Raw genomic sequence first — 17238 nt, forward strand, 5'->3', positions numbered from 1 at the left:
ACCTCCTCGATGACGTGCGCGAGGGCGTCGGCCAGACGCCAGCAGTCGTGGTAGGTGCAGTAGAGGGGCACCGGCGCGGCCCGGACGATGTCGGGCTCCCGGGCGTCGGTGATGACGCCGAACTCGAAACGCAGCCGTTTGGCCAGCTCGTGGGCGCTGCCGCCGCTGATCCGCAGGGAGAGCTGGCTGCCCCTCCGCTCGGGGTCGCGCGGGGTGACCACGGTGACCGGGAGCTCGTCGAGCAGCGTCTCCAGGTAGCCGGTGAGGCGACGGCTCCGGGCGCGCAGGTCGGCCATGCCGACGCGGTCGAAGATCTCCAGCGAGGTGCGGACCGGGCCCATGGCGTAGATCGGCGGGTTGGAGATCTGCCACGCGTCGGCCGTGGCCGGGGGACGGGAGACCGGGGTCATCTCGAAGCGGGTGGCCGGTTCGGTGCTCCACCAGCCCTCGAACCGCCGCACGGCCGGGTCGCCGAGGTGCCGCTCGTGCACGAACACGCCGCCGAGCGCGCCCGGTCCGGCGTTCAGGTACTTGTAGGAGCACCAGGCCGCGAAGTCGGGGCCCCATTCGTGCAGCTCCAGTGGGACGTTCCCGGCGGCGTGCGCCAGATCCCAGCCGACGATCGCCCCGCACTCGTGACCCGCCCGCGTGACGGCGGGGATGTCCATGAGCTCGCCGGTGAGGTAGTTGACCCCGCCGAGCAGCACCAGCGCGACCTCGTGGCCCTCACGGGCGAGGTAGCCGAGTACGTCGGCGGGGTCGAGCCTGACCACCGTCGCGTCGGGGTCGAGGCCGTGGAAGCGGGCCTGGCTGCGGACCGCGTAGCTGTCGGAGGGGAAGGCGGTGTCCTCGATGACGATCTTCGTCCGGGTGCCGGCAGGCCGGTAGAAGGACACCATCAGCAGGTGCAGGTTGACCGTCAGCGAGTTCATCACCACGGTCTCCCGAGGCAGCGCGCCGACCAGCCGGGCCGCGGTGCCGGTCAGGAACTCGTGGTAGGGCAACCACGGGCGGGCCGCGTCGAGATGGCCCTCGACGCCGAGGCGCGCCCAGGCGTCCAGGTCGTCGAGCAGGTCGCCTCTGGTCGCCCTGGGCTGCAGCCCCAGCGAGTTGCCGGCCAGGTAGGCGGTCTCGGCGTACCTGCCGCCCTCCGCCGGGGGGACGTGGAAGAGGTCGCGGTGACCGGGGTCGGCCAGGTCGCGTTCGAGGGCGTCGGCCTCGGTGAACATCGTCGTCGTGCTCCGCTCAGACGAGGGTCCTGGCGGACCAGATTTCGGGGAAGACCACGCGGGCCATGCTGCGGCGCAGCCAGTTCGCCCCGGCCGAGCCGCCGCTGCCGGACTTCTCGCCCATGGTGCGCTGCACCGCCTTGAGGTGCTGCCAGCGCCAGTCGCCGAAGCCGTCGGCGAGTTCGGTGAGCGCCTCGCCGAGCGCCCAGAGGTGGTTGCCGGGGGTGTTCTCCCGGTAGATCTCCACCCAGGCGGCCTCGACGGCGGGGTGGCCCTCGTGCTCCACGGTCACGTCGCGGTCGAGCAGGTCGCGGGGGATGTCGAAGCCCTGCCGGGCGAGCGTCGCGACGACGTCGTCCCACAGGCTGGGCGCGCGCATGGTCTCCTGGAGGGCGGCGTACACGTCGGGCTGGCGGTGGAAGGGGCGCAGCAGGCTCGCGCTGCGCAGGCCCAGCAGGAACTCCAGTTGCCGGTACATGGCGGACTGGAAGCCCGACGCCTCGCCCAGCAGGTCGCGGAAGCGGTTGAAGTCGGCCGGGGTCATCCAGTCGAGCCCGCGCCAGGCCGCGTTGAGGCCCTGGATGTCCAGGGCGGCGCGCTTCAGCGGGGCGAGCGTGCCCCAGACGTCGTCGTCGCGCAGCAGCCGCTGGGCCTGGCGCAGTTCGAAGCAGGTCAGGCCGAAGTACAACTCCATGATCTGGCTGACCATGAGGAAGGACATCTCGCCGGGGTCTTTGCTGATGGTCTGCTGCAGCGAGTGCAGGGTCTCGGCGTGCACGTAGACCTCGTACGGCAGGCCGTCGGCGAACTCAAGAGTGGGGTTCCCGCCGTTGGCGGCGGCCCTGGCCGCGCGCGTGCTGTTCGTGCTCTCCACAAGACCTCATGCTCCACCAAACGGTCATATACCGAGAAGGAGCACTTAAAGGTACGATGCGCCCCTGGCCTGTTGTTTCACGGCCAAATCGCTCAACCGCTTAATGAATCGAAGGTCCCCATGGACGATATGGATTGGGCGCTCCTGCGCGAGTTGCAGGTCGACGCGCGGTTGTCCTTCAGCGAGTTGTCCCGCCGGGTGCACCTGTCGCCGCCCGCCGTGGCCGAGCGGGTGCGGCGGCTGGAGGAGACCGGCGTCATCTCCGGCTACCACGCCCGGGTCGACCTGACCCGGACCGGCTGGCCGGTGATGGCGATCATCCGGATGTCCTGCTACGGCCCCCGCTGCATGTTGCGCGACCCGTCGGTGGCCGAGTGGCCCGAGGTGCTGGAGATCCACCGCATCACCGGCGACGCCTGCTGCATCCTCAAGGTCGCCGCCGAGACGATGGACGCCTTCGAGCACGTCATCGACCGGCTCGCGCCCTACGGCCAGCCGTCGAGCACGATGGTGTTGTCGACCCCGCTCCCGTGGAACTCCGTCACCCCGCCGCGGATCCGGCCCGCCTAGGACCGGCGCAGCGACGGCAGCACCGCCGAGCCCAGGAGCTCCACGCCGCGCCGGTCGCTCAGCCCGTGGGGGGTGCCGAACTCGACCCGGCGCACCCCCGCGTCGATGAGCGCCTGCGCCTGGGCGGCGACCTGGTCGGGGGTGCCCGCGAACGCGAACAGGTCGAGCAGGTCGCCGGGGATGAGCCGGCCGGCCTCCTCGTGCCGGTCGGCGTCGACCAGTTCCTTCACCCGGGCGACCAGGTCGGCCGGGATCTCCAGGGTGGGGTCGAGCTCGGCCACGACCGCGAGGTACATGGCCACCTCGGCCCGCGCCCGCGCCCGCGCCGCCCTGCCGTCGGTGTCGACGACGGTGACCGCGCCGAGCACGATCCCGACGTCCTCGGCGTCGCGTCCGGCGGCCTCCGCGCCCGGCCGCAGCCGCTCGCGGATCACCTTCACCATCGCCGGGTTGGCGCTGCCGCCCACCTTGATCTCGTCGGCGATGCGCCCGGCCAGCGCCGCGCCCTTGGCGCCCCACGCGCCGAGCAGCAGCGGCGGATCGGGGCGGTGCACCGGGTAACGCAGCGTGGTGCCCGGGGCCAGCCGGAACACCCGGCCCTCGTAGCCGCCGGCGTCGCCGCGCAGCAGCCGGTAGACGACCTGCGCCGACTCCTCCAGGGTGGTCAGCGGGCGCGGCTGGTCGATGCCGACCGCGCCCAGCCAGGTGCCTCTGGCCAGGCCCAGGTAGGCCCGGCCGCGCGAGGCCAGGTCGAGCGCGGCGATCTGCCCCGCGATCTCGTAGGGGGCCAGGGAGTAGGGGTTGAGGCAGGCCACGCCCAGGCGCACCCGCTCGGTGGCGGCGGCCATCTCCAGCAGCGGGAAGACGGGCGGCTGGTACATGAGGTCGCCGAAGACGGTCAGCACGTCGAAGCCGTGCGCCTCGGCGCTGCGGGCCAGGGCCGCGTAGTCGCCCGCGCCCTTGTCGCTCTGGAGGCCGAGGCCGATCTCCACGGTCGTCACGTCAGGTCCGCCGAGTTCATCCGCCGCCGGCAGGTGCGGGAGACCTGCATGATCAGGCGTTCCTCCGGGTCGGGGCAGGCGAACTGGGTGTCCTGCGCCAGCCAGTCGCCCGCCGCCAGGTCGCGCTGCTTGGCCGCCAGGAAGGGCAACACGGAGGCGAGGGCGTACACGCAGAAGTGCTGACCGTCGGGCAGCTTCAGGTGGGCGCTGTTCGTCAGGTCGAAGTGGTCGCCGACGTTCATACCGCAGACCGACCGGCCTTCGATGCGTTCGACGGTGACCCGGAGGTCGTAGATCTCCATATCTGTTTCGTCCATCGGGCCGGTCTCCTTCAGGGGGACGGGGGGTTTATGGCCAGAACGATCTCCGTCTCGGTGTCGGAGGTGTTCAGGTAGCGGTGCGGGCGGTTGGAGTCGAGGGTCAGGCTCTCGCCCGCGGCGACGGTGTAGGACGACCGCTCGACCTGGACGGTCAGCGTGCCGGACACGACGTACACGCACTCCATCGACGGGTGGCTCCACAACTCGTCGCTGGAGACCTCGCCGGGTGCGAGCACCGCGTGCAGCACCTCGAGCTGCCCGTTGCCGGGGGTCAGCCGCTCGTAGCGGATCTGGCCGTTGGGCGCACCGAGGGTGGTGCGCTCACCGGGCCGGCTGATCCACACCGCGGGCGCGGCGGGGTCTTCGAACAACGAGGCGATGGACGCGCCGAACACCCCGGCCAGGCGGCGCAGGGTCGACAGGCTGGGCTCGGTGACGCCCCGCTCGATCTGGCTGAGCAACGTCGGGGAGACGCCGGCCTGCTCGGCGAGGGCGCGCAGGCTCATCCCCCGTTCGGTGCGCAGTTCGTGCAAGCGATCTCCGATCACCCGCGCCGTCCTTCCTACCATCGCACTGTCACGTGCAGGTTAACTACACGCGTGGGCAGCACCGTAGGGGTGCGGGCCTTGGCCGTCAACAGACAGTCGTGAGCAGGTGATCAGCGGTGACCCCTCTTGACGGGGTCCATGCCGACGGCCTAGCGTGCGCGGTCAACGTGCAGTAAGGCTGCACGTCGGGTCGCGGCCTCGTGCCGCTGCCGCACAGGAGAGTCATGACATCGCCCCATATGTCTGAGCGGGCCCCCGTAGCCCGGCCTTGGAGTCCCTCATGAAGATCCGCCGGTCTGCCGGTGCGCTCACCGCCGCTGTGGCGCTGAGCCTGCTCACCGCCTGCGGCGGTGGCAACGCCGCCGCTCCGTCCTCGCCCGGCGGGCAGGGCGGGAAGACCCTCGTCATCGACACCGCGTTCCAGCTCAAGACCACCGACCCGGCCCGCATGTTCGAGCCGACCGGTCTGCTGATCGACCAGGCGGTCTACGACACGCTGCTCACCTTCAAGGGTGGCGACGTGACCAAGCCGATCCCGGCGCTCGCCGAGTCGTTCACCGCCTCCGACGACGCCAAGACCTTCACGTTCAAGCTGCGCCCCGACGCGAAGTTCTCCGACGGCACTCCGGTCACCTCGGCCGACGTCGTCTTCTCGCTCAACCGCGTGAAGAACGTCAAGGGCAACCCGTCGTTCCTGATGGCGGGCCTGACGGTCACCGCGCCCGACCAGTCGACCGTCGTGGTCGCCAGCGAGGAGCCGAACACCGCCATCCCGTTCATCCTGCCCAACCCCGCCCTGGGCATCGTCAACTCGGCCGTGGCCAAGAAGAACGGGGCCAGCGACGCCGAGGACGCCGACAAGACCGACACCGCCGAGGCGTTCCTCAACAAGGAGTCGCAGGGCAGCGGCCCGTACGTCCTGGAGAGCTACAGCACCACCTCGCAGGTCGTGCTGAAGGTGAACGAGAAGTACTGGGGCGCCAAGCCCGCCTACTCCAGGGTCGTCGTGCGCAACACGCAGGCCAACGTGCAGCGGCTCAACGTCCAGAAGGGCGAGACGCAGATCGCGGTGGACCTGTCGCCCGAGCAGGCCAGGGGCATGGGCTCCCTCCAGGTCGTCAACGGCGCCTCGCCGAACGTGTTCTTCCTGTTCACCAACAACAACCCGGAGATCTCCAAGATCTCTTCCAACCCGAAGTTCCAGGAGGCGGTGCGCTACGGCATCGACTACCAGGGACTGGCCGACCTGGCCGGCGAGGGAGCCGTGCAGGCCCCCGGCATCGTGCCGTCGGTCTTCCTCGGCGCGCTCCCGGCCGCCGACGGCATCAAGCGCGACGTCGCCAAGGCGAAGGCCGCGCTGGCCGAGTCGGGCCTGCGGAACCCGACCGTCAAGCTGAACTACCCGAGCGACGTGCAGGTCAACGGGCTCAACTTCGGCGACCTCGCCGCCCGCGTGCAGGCCAACCTCAAGGAGGTCGGCATCAACGTCGAACTGGCCCCCGCGTCGGTGCAGACCGCGCTGGAGTCCTACCGGGGCGGCACCGAGGAACTGGGCCTGTGGCAGTGGGGCCCCGACTTCCCCGACCCCAGCAACTACCTCAACTTCCTGCCGGGCCAGCTCGTCGGCCTGCGCGCCGGATGGGCCGAGGGCGCCGCCCCCGACCTGGAGGAACTGGGCGCCAAGGCCCGCACCACCGTCGACGACGCCGCCCGCTCGGCGCTGTACGTCGACATCCAGCACAAGATGAACGAGGGCGGCCCGATCATGCCGCTGATCCAGCCGGCGCAGATCCTGGTCGCCGCCAAGTCGGTGACCAACCTGCAGTCGAACGCCCTCTGGCTGGTCAACGTCCGTGAGCTCGGCTAAGCCGAAAAGCGGTACCCCCGGGACGGGTCGCACGTCGGCCCGTCCCGGCGGGGTGCTGCTGCGGTTCCTGGCCCGGCGGCTGGCGGCCGCCCTGCTGCTGTGCGTCGGCATCACCCTCGTGGCCTTCACCCTGACCCAATTGGTCCCGGGCGATCCCGCCGCCGCCAACCTGGGGCAGCAGGCGATCGGCGACCCGGCCGCGGTGGCCGCGTTCCGCGCCAAGTACGGGCTCGACCAGCCCCTCCCGGTGCAGTACCTGACGTACATCGGCAACGTGTTCCAGGGGAACCTGGGCATGTCGCAGCAGAGCCACCGGCCGGTGGCCGAGGACCTGGCCGAGTTCGTGCCCGCCACGATCGAGCTGGCGCTGTTCGCGATCGTGTTGTCGCTGCTGGTCGGCGTCGCCCTCGGCGTCGTGGCGGCGGTCAACCGCGACCGCTGGCCCGACCAGGTGCTGCGGGTGGTGAGCCTGGGCGGGGTGTCCATGCCCACCTTCTGGGTCGCGCTCGTCGCCTTCTACCTGCTGTCGTTCAAGTTCGACCTGCTGCCGGGCACCGGGCGTCTCGATCCGGTGATGAGCCCGCCGCCGTACACGACGGGCTTCTACTCGGTGGACGCGGCGCTGGCCGGGCAGTGGGACGTGATGTGGTCGGCGCTCGGGCACCTGGTGCTGCCGTCGCTCGTGCTGGCCGTCTACACGGTCGGCATGCTGATGCGCTTCAGCCGGGCCTCGGTGCTGGAGATCCTCGGCAACGACTACGTGCGCGCGGCGAGGGCCAAGGGCCTGCCCGAGCGGGTGGTCATCGTGCGGCACGTGCTGCGCCCCGCGATGGTCGCGATCATCACCGTGGCCGGCGTCGCCTTCGGCAGCCTGCTGTCGGGCGCCGTGCTGGTGGAGAAGATCTTCTCCTGGCCCGGCGTCGGCCAGTACGCCTACCGCAGCGCGGTCAACCTCGACCTGCCCGGCATCATGGGCGTCAGCATCGTCGTCGCCGCCGTGTACATCCTCATCAACCTGCTCGTGGACCTGCTGTACGGGGTCATCGACCCGAGGATCAGGCTGACATGACGACTGGATCCCGCACCCCGTGGCGGCAGCCCCTCGCCCTGGTCGGCGCCGCCTTCGTCGTCCTGTGGGTGCTGGTGGCGGTGCTCGCGCCCGTGCTGGCCCCCTACGGCCCGCTCGACCAGATCGCCGACAAGCTGCTCGAACCCTCGGCCCAGCACCTGTTCGGCACCGACCAGCTCGGCCGCGACGTGCTCAGCCGCGTCATCTACGGCGCGCAGGTCTCGCTGCCGCTGGCGTTCCTGCTCGTCGCCCTCTCGGCCGTGATCGGGTCGGTCGTCGGCGCGGTGGCCGGGTTCTTCGGCGGCTGGGTCGACGGCACGCTCATGCGGCTGGCCGACCTGGTGTTCGCCTTCCCCGGCATCATCCTGGCCATGGCGGTCGCCGCCGCGCTCGGCCCCGAGCTGCGCAACGCCGTGCTGGCGGTCGTCGTGGTGTCGTGGCCGTCGTACGCGCGATTGGTGCGCGGCCTGGTCATGTCGGCCCGGAACTCCGAATACGTCGCGGCCGGGCGGCTGCTCGGCTCCTCGTCCGTCCGCACGATGATCGTGGACCTGCGGCCGAACGTCGCCGGGCCGGTGCTGGTCATGGCGGCGCTCGACGTGGGCAACGCCGTGCTGCTGCTGTCGGGCCTGTCGTTCCTCGGGCTGGGCGCGCAGCCGCCCATGGCCGAATGGGGCTCCATGGTGGTGTCCGGCATGGACTACTTCGACCTGTGGTGGTTGTGGCTGTATCCGGGCCTGTCCATCCTGACCGTCGTGCTCGCCTTCAACTTCGTCGGAGACACGCTGCGGGACGCGCTCGATCCGCGCACCGCGCGTGCGATCAGGGGATGACCGTGGGAACGCTACTGGAGGTCGAGGACCTCACCGTGTGGCTCGCCACCAGGAACGGCCCGCGCAAGGCCGTCGACGGCCTGTCGTTCCGGGTCGACGCCGGCGAGGTCTTCGGCATCGCGGGGGAGAGCGGCAGCGGCAAGACGATGACCGCGATGGCGCTGCTGGGCCTGCTCCCGCACGCCGCCCGCACCGGCGGCCGGGCCGTCTTCGAGGGCCGCGACCTGCTGGCCATGCGGCCCCGCGAGCTGCGCGACGTGCGCGGGCGCAGCATCGCGATGGTGTCGCAGGACCCGTCGACGAGCCTGCACCCGATGCTCAGCATCGAGACCCAGGTGACCGAGCACATGCGTCACCACCTGGGGATCGGCAGGTCGGAGGCGCGCGGCCGGGCGGTCGAGCTGCTGTCGACCGTGCGCATCCCCGATCCGGAGCGGGCGCTGAAGGCACATCCGGCGCAGTTCTCCGGCGGCATGCGCCAGCGCATCGCCATCGCCGTCGCGCTGGCCTGCGAGCCCCGGCTGCTGCTGGCCGACGAGCCGACGACCGCACTCGACGTCACCGTGCAGGCGGGCATCCTGCGGCTGCTGGACCGGCTGCGGCGGGAGCGCGACCTGGCCGTCGTGGTGATCACCCACGACCTGGGCGTGATGTCGGCCGTGGCCGACCGCATCTGCGTCATGTACGGCGGCCGCACCGCCGAGATCGGCCCGCGCGAGACCGTGCTGACCCACCCCCGCCACCCCTACACCCGGGGCCTGCTCGACGCGCTGCCGCACCCGGAGGGCGGGGCGGCGACGCTGCGGCCGATCCCGGGCAGCCCGCCCTCGCTCGGCGGGGTGCCCGAAGGATGCCCGTTCCATCCGCGGTGCGCGTTCGCCGTCGACTCCTGCCGGGCGGAGCGCCCCGACCCGGCGCCCGTCGGATCCGGTCACCGGGTGGCCTGCCCGCCCGACCCGCTGGGAGGAACCGCGTGAGCGTGTTGCTGGAGGCGACCGGGGTCGCCGTCGAATACCACCGGCAGGGCGCGGCGCCGCTGCGCGCCGTCGACCACGCCGACCTGACCCTGGCCCGGGGCGAGATCCTCGGGCTGGTCGGCGAGTCCGGGTGCGGCAAGTCGACGCTGGGCCGCGCCGTCGTCGGGCTCCAGCGCACCGCCGCCGGGGAGATCCGCTTCGACGGCCGCCCGGTCGCGCCGCTGGGGCTGCGCCGCCGCCCGGCCGGCATGCGCGGGCTGCAGATGGTCTTCCAGGATCCGTACGCCTCCCTCAACCCCCGCCGCCTGGTCGGCGACCAGGTCGGCGACGGGTACCTGCTCGGCGGCACGACCAAGGCGGAGGCCCGCCGCCGGGCCGGGGAGCTGCTCGAACGCGTCGGCCTCCCGGCGGACGCGGTCAGGCGTTACCCGCACGAGTTCAGCGGCGGCCAGCGCCAGCGCATCGCGATCGCCCGGACCCTCGCCGCCGAGCCGAGCTGCATCATCGCCGACGAGCCGATCAGCGCGCTCGACGCCTCGGCGCAGGCGTCGGTCGCCAACCTGCTGGTGGAACTGGTCCGCGAGCTCGACATGGGCATGGTGTTCATCTCGCACGACCTGTCGGTGGTGCGGCAGATCGCCGACCGCACGGCGGTCATGTACCTGGGGCGCGTCGTCGAGGTCGGCCCGACCCGGCAGGTGTGGTCGGAGCCCGCCCACCCGTACACGAAGGCGCTGATCTCGGCGGTGCCCCGGGCCGACGGCGGCGGCGTGTTGCCGGTCGAGCTGCCGGGAGACGTGCCCGACCCCTCGCGGCCCCCCGGCGGGTGCCGGTTCCATCCGCGCTGCCCGGTGGCCCTGCCGTCGTGCGCGGAGAACGACCCGCCGCTCACGATCCTGCGGGACGGCCGGTCGGCCGCCTGCGTCCTGGCGAAGTGACCAATGGAAGGACATCCCGTGCTCGCGGAGCTGACCGAGCGGTTCTGGGCCTGGCGGCTGGCCACCACCCCGCGTAGCCGCGACGACATCCCCCGGGTGGTCCGGCCCTCGGGGTGGCGTCCGGAGTGGGACGCCCTCACGGTCGAGGAGGACCGGCGGTTCCTGGCCGCGATCGAGAGCGACCTGGCGGCCGTCGCGCCGTCGGCCGATCCGGCGGTCGAGGTGCCGCGCCGGCTGCTCGGCTCGGCGACCGCGCGGGTGCGCTGGGAGCTCGACGTCGTCCAGAGCTGGCGGCGCGACCCCTGGTTCTACCTCGACCAGACGGTCGGCCACGTCTACGACGCGCTGCTCCCGCCGGGCCCCTTCGACGCGGCGCGCAGCGCCGACGTGGTCGAACGGCTGCGCTGGATCCCCGGCACCCTCGACACCGCCAGGGAGAACCTCGACGGCGCCGCGACCCGCGAGTTCGCCGAACTCGCCCTGGCCGACAGCGCCGACGTGCCCGACCAGCTCCGGACCGCGGTCGGCCTGCTGCTGCCGCACCTCGACCCGGCCGCGCGCGAGGCCGCCGTCGCGGCGGCGGCGGAGGCGGCGGACGCGCTGGCCGGCTGGCGGGCCTGGCTGACCGAGCGGCTGCCGGATCTCGCCCCGCACCGGCCGGTCGGCGCGGAGGCGTTCGGCTTCTTCCTGCACCGGGTCGCCCTGCTGCCCTGGTCGACCGCCGAGATCCTCGCCCTGGCCGCCCAGGAACGCGACCGGGCCGAGGCGTTCGAGCTGTTCGAGCGGGCCAGATCGGGCCCGCCCGAGTGGCCGCCGCCCCCGGCGAGCGCGGCGGAGCAGAGCGCCGCCGAACGGGCCGCCGAGCTGGAGGTGCGCGCCTTCTACGAGACGCGCGGCCTGCTGTCGCAGCCGCCGGAGCTGCGGCACTACCGGAACCTGCCCCGGCCCGACTACCTGGAGCCGCTGCGCTGGCTGGGCGTCAGCGACGACCTCACCGACGAGCACCGGCTCGACCAGGACGGCGTCAGCTACGTCCCGGCGCCGGGCCCGGACCTGCCCTACTTCTACCGGGCCAACGCCGCCGACCCCCGGGCCGGGATCATCCACGAGGGCGTGCACTACCAGCAGCTCGCGCTGACCTGGCGGCACCCCGATCCGGCCCACCGGCGCTTCTACGACTCCGTGCCCAACGAGGGCATCGCCTTCTACAACGAGGAGATGATGCTCCAGACCGGCCTCTTCGCGGACGCGCCGCTCTCCCGGGCCATCGTCTACAACTTCATGCGGCTGCGCGCGATCCGGGTCGAGGTGGACGTCCGCCTGGCGCTCGGTGAGATCGACATCGACGGCGCGGCCCGCATGCTGCACGAACTCGTGCCGGTCGACCTCCAAACCGCCCGGGAGGAGGCCGCCTTCTTCGCCGCGACCCCGGGGCAGGGCCTGTCGTACCAGGTCGGGAAGGTCCAGGTGACCCGCCTGCTGGCCGACGCCGCCCGGCGCGACCGCGACGGCTTCGACCTGCGCGCCTTCCACGACGCCCTCTGGTCCGACGGCAACATCCCGCTGGCGGTGCAGCGCCTGCAACTGCTGGGCGACGCGAGCGAACTGGAGCAGGCCGACGCCCTGGCGGGTGACGTGCGCGCCTTCGCGGCCGAGCTCCTCGACGCCATCACCTCCGGCGACGTCGCCCGGCTCGACCGCCTGTACGCCGACGACATCCGCGTCTGGCACAACTACGACGGCGTCGACCGGGACAAGGCCGAGAGCCTCGACGCGATCCGCCTCATCGACGCGGGCATCGAGGGCTTCCACGCCACCGACGTGCGCGTCGACCCGGTGCCGGGCGGCTACGTGCAGCGCTGCGTCTACCGGGGCCGCGACCGCGACGAGGGCGCCGAGATGGCGGTCGACGCGATGATGCGCGTCGAGGTGCGGAACGGCCGGGTGACCCGGATCGAGGAGTACACCGACCCGGCCCAGGGCTCGGTGCCCTCGGTCACCCGGTTCAAGGACGGCTCGGGCTGGGAGGAGCAGGCGGGCTACTCCCGCGCCGCCCGCGAGGGCGACCTCATCGCCGTGAGCGGCACGACGGCCGACGGCCCGGACGCCTACGTCCAGACCCTTGAGGCCCTGCGCCGCGGCGTGGCGGCGGTGGAGGCCCTGGGCGGTTCGCGCACCACCGTGTTCCGCACCCGCCTGCTGCTCACCCCCGCCGCCGACTGGGCGGAGGCGGCCCGCGCCCACGCCGAGGTGTTCGGCGACGTGGCCCCCGCCAACAGCACGTATGTGGTCGCCGGCCTCATCGGCGACGGTTTCCTGGTCGAAGTCGAGATCGACGCGAAGGCGGTCGGCACGTGACGTACTCCCTGCGGGTCAACAACGACCTCGACATCCCGACCCTGGTCGACCTGGCGCGACGGGCCGAGAAGCACGGCTTCGACCAGCTCTGGGTGTCCAACGACCTGTTCCTGCGCTCGGCCCCGGTGCTGCTCGGCGTGCTGGCCGCCAAGACCGAGCGCATCAAGCTCGGCGTCGGCATCATGAACCCCTACTCCGTGCACGTGTCGGAGATCGCGATGATGGCCGCCACCATGCGGGAGGCGACCGGCGGCCGGTTCCTGCTCGGGGTCGCCGCCGGGTCGGCCGAGTTCCTCGGCTGGGCCGGGATCGAACGTCCACGACCGCTGTCGAAGACCGCCGAGGCGGTCACGGTGCTGCGGGCCCTGCTCGGCGCGGAGGAGGTCGGGGGCGAGCTGCCCGCGTGGTTCGGCCCGCTGTCGGAGCTGCGCCTGCCGCCGGGCGATCCGGTGCCGGTGTACGTCGGCGCGATGAGCCCCAAGATGCTCCAGATGGCCGGGCGGCTGGCCGACGGCGTGTTGCCGCTGCTCTACCCGCCGGAACACTTCACCACCGCGCGGGCCGAGGTGGCGAAGGGGGCCGAGGAGGCCGGCCGGTCGGTCGGCGAGCTCGACATCCCGGCCTGCTTCTGGGTGTCGACCGGGGACGACGAGGAACGGGCCCGGCTCGCCATGGCCGCCAAGATCGCCTATTACGGGCCGTCGTTCGCGCCGTACCTGCTCGGCCGGGCCGGGCTCGTGGTCGAGGACTTCGCCCCGATCACGGCCGTGCTGGAGCGGGACGGGCTGGACGCCGCCGCGCGGCTGGTCGACGACCGCATGTTGTCGCTCGGCATCACCGGCGGCACGGCCGACGTGGTCGAGCGCTGCCGGTCGTTGCGGGCGGCGGGGGCCACCCATCTGTCGTTCGGGCCCCCGCTGGGCCCGGACCTGCGGGAGGCCGTGGAGAAGCTCGGCAGCGAGGTTCTGCCCGCAATTTCGCGTTAACTGAACAGCGGTGAACGCACTTCCGCAGGTCAGCGCTGACATGTTTACCCAGATGAAACAGCTTCCCCTCTTGTTCACCGAAGTTTCGCCTTGGTAGAACGGTGCTAGTGCGGGCGATCCCCAGCCCGCACACACCTGTTCGTGGAAGGCGAGCTATGGCTGGTTCACCCGCTTTCTCTCGTCGGTCGGTGCTCCAGCTCGGCGGCGGCGTCGCCCTGCTGCTGGCCACCGGCTGCGCCGCCGGCTCCAAGCCCCAGGGTGCGAACGCCCCTTCCGGCACCGCCCCCGCCGCCGCGTCGTCCCTGCGGATCGCCGTCTCCAGCTACCTCAGCAGCTGGGACCAGGACTTCGTCGGTTTCGACCTCACCGCGCTCATGCTCTACAAGAACGTCTATCCCTACCTGATCGACTACGGCGTGACCGACGTGGACGGGGCGCAGATCCTCGACACCACGAACATCACGCCCACCTTCGCCGAGTCCTTCACCCCGAGCGCCGACCAGAAGGTCTGGACGCTCAAGCTGCGCAAGGGCGTGAAGTTCGCCAGCGGCAACGAGATGAAGGCCGCCGACGTCAAGTGGTCGAAGGACCGCGCCTTCGCCGCCCAGGCCAACGTCGCCGGCGTCTACCGCGTCATCGGCCTCACCGAGCCCGACCAGGTCAAGGTCGTCGACGACTACACCGTCGAGTTCACCCAGGCCTTCCCGAGCGCGCTCACCCCGCAGATCCAGGCCATCTCCCTGTACGTCTTCGACTCCGTCGAGGCCAGGAAGCACGCCACCGACGCCGACCCGTGGGCCAAGGAGTGGTTCGCCAAGAACCCGCCCACCGGCGGCTACTTCAACGTCGAGAAGGCCACCCAGGGCCAGGAGATCGTGCTGGCCGCCAACACCGGCTACCCCGGCCCCGACCCGGCCAAGACCCCGACCATCCGGATCTCGGTCGTGCCCGCCGCCTCCAACCAGCGGCTCCAGCTCCAGAACGGCGACATCGACATCGCCCTCGGCGTGAGCAAGCGGGACATCGCCGACCTGAAGAAGGCCCCCGGCGTCAAGGTCATCTCCGCGCCGAGCAACCAGCAGGTCACCCTTCAGATGTCGGTGACCACCGCCCCGTTCGACGACGTAAACGTCCGCAAGGCGCTGGCGTACGCGGTGCCGTACGAGCAGATCATCGCCAACATCTACGGCGGCGACGCGCGCCCCGCCAAGAGCCCCGTGCCGCTCGACATGCCCGGCTACGACGAGCGCGGCTACCCCTACACCTACGACCTGGAGAAGGCCAAGGCGGCGCTGGCCGCCGCCGGCAAGACGTCGGTCACCTCCGAGCTGGTCTTCGAGGCCGACAACGAGGAACAGCAGCAACTCGCCGTGCTCGTGCAGAGCGAGGCCCGCAAGGCCGGCATCGAGCTCACGCTCGCCCCGCTCGACCCGGCCACGCTCGCCGAACGCCGCCAGAAGCGCAGCGTGCCGCTCCAGATCACCTCGGGCCAGCTCTGGGTCAACGACGTCGAGTACATGCTCGCCACCAGCCTGGTGAAGGGCGCGAACCTCAACTACTCCAACTACTCCAACCCGGAGATCGAGAAGATCTACGAGGAGTCGCACACCACGGTCGACGCCGCCGCGCGCGGCGAGTTGTGGGCGAAGGTGCAGGAGATCCTCGCCGCCGACGTGCCGTGGGTGGTCGTCTGCCAGCCCAACTTCAACCTGCCCGTGCGGGAGAACGTGGCCGGGTGGGTGCAGCCCATGGACGGCCTGGCCCGGCTCCGTCACCTCATGCCCTCGGCGTGACATGAGGATCGTCCGTTTCGTCGTCAGGCGGCTGCTCCAGCTCATCCCGGTGCTGCTCGGAGTGGTCGTCCTGACCTTCCTGCTGGTCCGGGTGCTGCCCGGTGACCCGATCCGGACCATCCTCGGCCCGAACGCCACCCCCGAGGACGCCGCCGCGGCGCGGGCCCGCTACGGCCTCGACCAGCCCATCGTGAAGCAGTTCCTCGACTACCTCGGCGGGTTGGTCACCGGCGACCTCGGCACCTCCATCCAGAGCGGCACCTCGGTCGGCGCGGAGATCGGGCTGCGCATCGGCCCCACCTTCGAACTGGTCGTGCTGGCGCTCGCGGTGGCGCTGGTGGTCGCCGTGCTGCTCGGCGTCTGGTCGGCGCGGCACGCCGACCGGGCCGGCGACCACGGGGTGCGGCTGACGGCCCTGGTCGGCAACTCGATGCCGGAGTTCTGGCTCGGGCTGGTGCTGATCCTCGTCGGCTACAGCGTGCTCGGCTGGTTCCCCGCGCCCAGCGGCCGGGTCGACCCGGACACGAACCTGACCCCGCTCACCGGGGCCGACCTGCTCGACGCCGCGCTGACGCTCAACGGCCCGGCGTTCGGGTCGGCGCTGGCGCACCTGATCCTGCCGGTGGCGACGTTGTCGATCGTGGTCGTCGCGCCGTTGCTGCGCAGCGTGCGGGCATCGGCGCTGGAGGTGCTGCACTCCGAGCCCTACGTCGCGGCCACCGCCCACGGCCTGCGCGGGCGCACGCTGCTGCGCGGCTACCTGCTGCGGGCCACGCTGGCCCGGCTGCCGTCCCTGGCCGCGCTGGTCTTCGGCACCTCGATCGGCTCGACCGTGCTGGTCGAGTACGTGTTCTCGTGGCAGGGCTTCGGCCAGTGGGCGCTGCGCGGGCTGCTCTACCGGGACTACCCGGTCGTCCAGGCGTCGGTGCTGGTGATCGCGTTCTGCTACGTCGTGGTGTTCCTCATCGCCGACGTGGCGCAGGCCGTCCTCGACCCGCGCGTGCAGATCTAGGAGCCGCGTCATGTCAGAAACCGTCGTCGTCGGCGCGGCCCGCGTGGGCCGGTTCGCCACCGTCCTCATCGTCACCGGCTCGGCGATCCTGGCCGTCGTCGCGCTGGCCGCGATCTTCGCCCCGCTGTTCACCGGCTGGGGACCGACCGAGATCGACCCTCTCGGCACGCTGGTGCCGCCCGGCCCCGGCCACCCGCTCGGCACCGACGCCAACGGCATGGACGTCTGGAGCAGGCTCCTGTACGCCGGCCGCCTCGACCTCGGCATCGCGGTCGCCGGGGTGGCCGTGGCCGTCGTCGCCGGCACCGCGCTCGGCCTGGTGGCCGGCTATCTCGGCGGCTGGGTCGACGACGTGCTGATGCGCGTGGTCGACATCTTCCAGGCGTTCCCCACCTTCATCCTGGCCCTGGCGGTGGCCGCGCTGGTCGGCAACGGCACCGGCAACCTGATCGCGGTGATCGCGGCGGTGAACGCGCCCGCGTACGCCCGGCTGGTCCGCGCCGAGGTGCGCACCGTGCGCGAGTCGGCGTTCGTGGCCGCGTCGGTCACCTCGGGCGCGTCCACGTCCGGGGTGTTGTGGCGGCACGTGCTGCCCAACAGCCTGACCCCCGTCCGGGTGATCGCGCCCCTGAACGCCGGGTGGGCGATGCTCACCCTGGCCGGGCTCTCGTTCCTCGGGCTGGGCGTGACCGTCCCGGCGGCCGAGTGGGGCGCGATGATCAGCCTCGGCAGCCCCGACGTGGTGGCCGGACGCTGGTGGACCTCGGTCCCGCCCGGCCTTGTCCTGCTCATTTGCGTGCTCGGCTTCAGCCTGCTCGGCGAGGGCCTCCAGGAGCGCGCCGAAGCGAAGCGGCGGTGAGCCC

The 17238-nt window shown here is 71.9% G+C and carries 16 protein-coding genes; 11 read left to right on the forward strand and 5 right to left on the reverse strand.

What is annotated here, in order from left to right:
- Together kynU and AW273_RS32145 are read right to left on the reverse strand one after the other, a co-directional pair.
- A partial coding sequence (kynU, locus tag AW273_RS32140) for a kynureninase (protein ID WP_062356605.1) occupies positions 1–1229 on the reverse strand: 1229 nt, incomplete at its 3' end.
- 16 nt (positions 1230–1245) lie between these two features.
- Entirely contained in the window at positions 1246–2103 is an 858-nt protein-coding gene (locus tag AW273_RS32145) for a tryptophan 2,3-dioxygenase (RefSeq protein ID WP_062356608.1), read from the reverse strand.
- Between the two features lie 120 nt (positions 2104–2223).
- Here AW273_RS32145 and AW273_RS32150 point away from each other — a divergent pair, with 120 nt between their 5' ends.
- Positions 2224–2673: an Lrp/AsnC family transcriptional regulator gene (locus AW273_RS32150; protein ID WP_062356610.1), complete on the forward strand. Its 450-nt coding sequence runs from the start codon at positions 2224–2226 to the stop codon at positions 2671–2673.
- On the opposite strand, the gene AW273_RS32155 is transcribed toward AW273_RS32150, so the two are convergent.
- Genes AW273_RS32155 through AW273_RS32165 form a run of 3 tightly spaced genes read right to left on the reverse strand, consistent with a single transcriptional unit; the run spans position 2670 to position 4542 of the window.
- Positions 2670–3674, reverse strand: coding sequence for an LLM class flavin-dependent oxidoreductase (locus tag AW273_RS32155; protein ID WP_062356613.1), 1005 nt, complete (start codon positions 3672–3674; stop codon positions 2670–2672). The two genes, AW273_RS32150 and AW273_RS32155, sit on opposite strands and share 4 nt — an antisense overlap.
- Positions 3671–3991 (reverse strand): TIGR04076 family protein, encoded by a 321-nt coding sequence (locus AW273_RS32160; protein WP_062356616.1) that lies wholly within the window; start codon positions 3989–3991, stop codon positions 3671–3673. Before AW273_RS32160 ends, AW273_RS32155 begins: the two co-directional genes overlap by 4 nt.
- A 14-nt stretch (positions 3992–4005) precedes the next feature.
- A complete protein-coding gene (locus tag AW273_RS32165) occupies positions 4006–4542 on the reverse strand; it encodes a helix-turn-helix domain-containing protein (protein WP_062356618.1) in 537 nt (178 codons plus the stop codon).
- A 280-nt stretch (positions 4543–4822) separates the two neighbouring features.
- Between AW273_RS32165 and AW273_RS32170 the strand changes: the two genes are divergently transcribed.
- The 10 genes from AW273_RS32170 to AW273_RS32220 all read left to right on the forward strand — a co-directional run bounded on the left by AW273_RS32170 (position 4823) and on the right by AW273_RS32220 (position 17234).
- Complete coding sequence (locus AW273_RS32170) at positions 4823–6409, forward strand: ABC transporter substrate-binding protein (protein WP_062356621.1); 1587 nt, start codon at positions 4823–4825, stop codon at positions 6407–6409.
- Positions 6410–6461: 52 nt separating this feature from the next.
- Entirely contained in the window at positions 6462–7478 is a 1017-nt protein-coding gene (locus AW273_RS32175; protein ID WP_232327704.1) for an ABC transporter permease, read from the forward strand.
- A complete protein-coding gene (locus AW273_RS32180; protein ID WP_062356627.1) occupies positions 7475–8311 on the forward strand; it encodes an ABC transporter permease in 837 nt (278 codons plus the stop codon). Before AW273_RS32175 ends, AW273_RS32180 begins: the two co-directional genes overlap by 4 nt.
- A 2-nt stretch (positions 8312–8313) precedes the next feature.
- Positions 8314–9288 carry an ABC transporter ATP-binding protein gene (locus tag AW273_RS32185; RefSeq protein WP_232327705.1) on the forward strand — a complete coding sequence of 325 codons (975 nt, stop codon included), beginning with the start codon at positions 8314–8316 and terminating at the stop codon, positions 9286–9288.
- Entirely contained in the window at positions 9285–10226 is a 942-nt protein-coding gene (locus AW273_RS32190) for an ABC transporter ATP-binding protein (protein WP_062356632.1), read from the forward strand. The genes AW273_RS32185 and AW273_RS32190 overlap by 4 nt, the downstream gene beginning before the upstream one ends.
- 18 nt (positions 10227–10244) lie before the next feature.
- On the forward strand, positions 10245–12584 hold the full coding sequence (locus AW273_RS36725; protein WP_198168468.1) for a DUF885 family protein: 2340 nt from the start codon (positions 10245–10247) through the stop codon (positions 12582–12584).
- Positions 12581–13570: an LLM class flavin-dependent oxidoreductase gene (locus tag AW273_RS32205; protein ID WP_062356635.1), complete on the forward strand. Its 990-nt coding sequence runs from the start codon at positions 12581–12583 to the stop codon at positions 13568–13570. Before AW273_RS36725 ends, AW273_RS32205 begins: the two co-directional genes overlap by 4 nt.
- A 188-nt stretch (positions 13571–13758) precedes the next feature.
- The gene (locus AW273_RS32210; protein WP_198168469.1) at positions 13759–15363 is read left to right on the forward strand and encodes an ABC transporter substrate-binding protein; all 1605 of its coding nucleotides are present in this window, start codon (positions 13759–13761) and stop codon (positions 15361–15363) included.
- 1 nt (position 15364) lies between these two features.
- Complete coding sequence (locus AW273_RS32215) at positions 15365–16375, forward strand: ABC transporter permease (protein ID WP_062356641.1); 1011 nt, start codon at positions 15365–15367, stop codon at positions 16373–16375.
- Between the two features lie 10 nt (positions 16376–16385).
- Positions 16386–17234 carry an ABC transporter permease gene (locus AW273_RS32220; RefSeq protein ID WP_062356646.1) on the forward strand — a complete coding sequence of 283 codons (849 nt, stop codon included), beginning with the start codon at positions 16386–16388 and terminating at the stop codon, positions 17232–17234.
- Positions 17235–17238: the final 4 nt, after the last annotated feature.

Origin of the sequence: Herbidospora yilanensis, assembly GCF_001570565.1 — a bacterium.
Classification (GTDB): domain Bacteria; phylum Actinomycetota; class Actinomycetes; order Streptosporangiales; family Streptosporangiaceae; genus Herbidospora; species Herbidospora yilanensis.

What these genes read in the sequence shown, in the direction of transcription:
- AW273_RS32160 (WP_062356616.1), bottom strand. Translation starts at nt 3,991, where the DNA reads ATGGACGAAACAGATATGGAGATCTACGACCTCCGGGTCACCGTCGAA.
- AW273_RS32215 (WP_062356641.1), top strand. Translation starts at nt 15,365, where the DNA reads ATGAGGATCGTCCGTTTCGTCGTCAGGCGGCTGCTCCAGCTCATCCCG.
- AW273_RS32180 (WP_062356627.1), top strand. Translation starts at nt 7,475, where the DNA reads ATGACGACTGGATCCCGCACCCCGTGGCGGCAGCCCCTCGCCCTGGTC.
- AW273_RS32170 (WP_062356621.1), top strand. Translation starts at nt 4,823, where the DNA reads ATGAAGATCCGCCGGTCTGCCGGTGCGCTCACCGCCGCTGTGGCGCTG.
- AW273_RS32220 (WP_062356646.1), top strand. Translation starts at nt 16,386, where the DNA reads ATGTCAGAAACCGTCGTCGTCGGCGCGGCCCGCGTGGGCCGGTTCGCC.
- AW273_RS32150 (WP_062356610.1), top strand. Translation starts at nt 2,224, where the DNA reads ATGGACGATATGGATTGGGCGCTCCTGCGCGAGTTGCAGGTCGACGCG.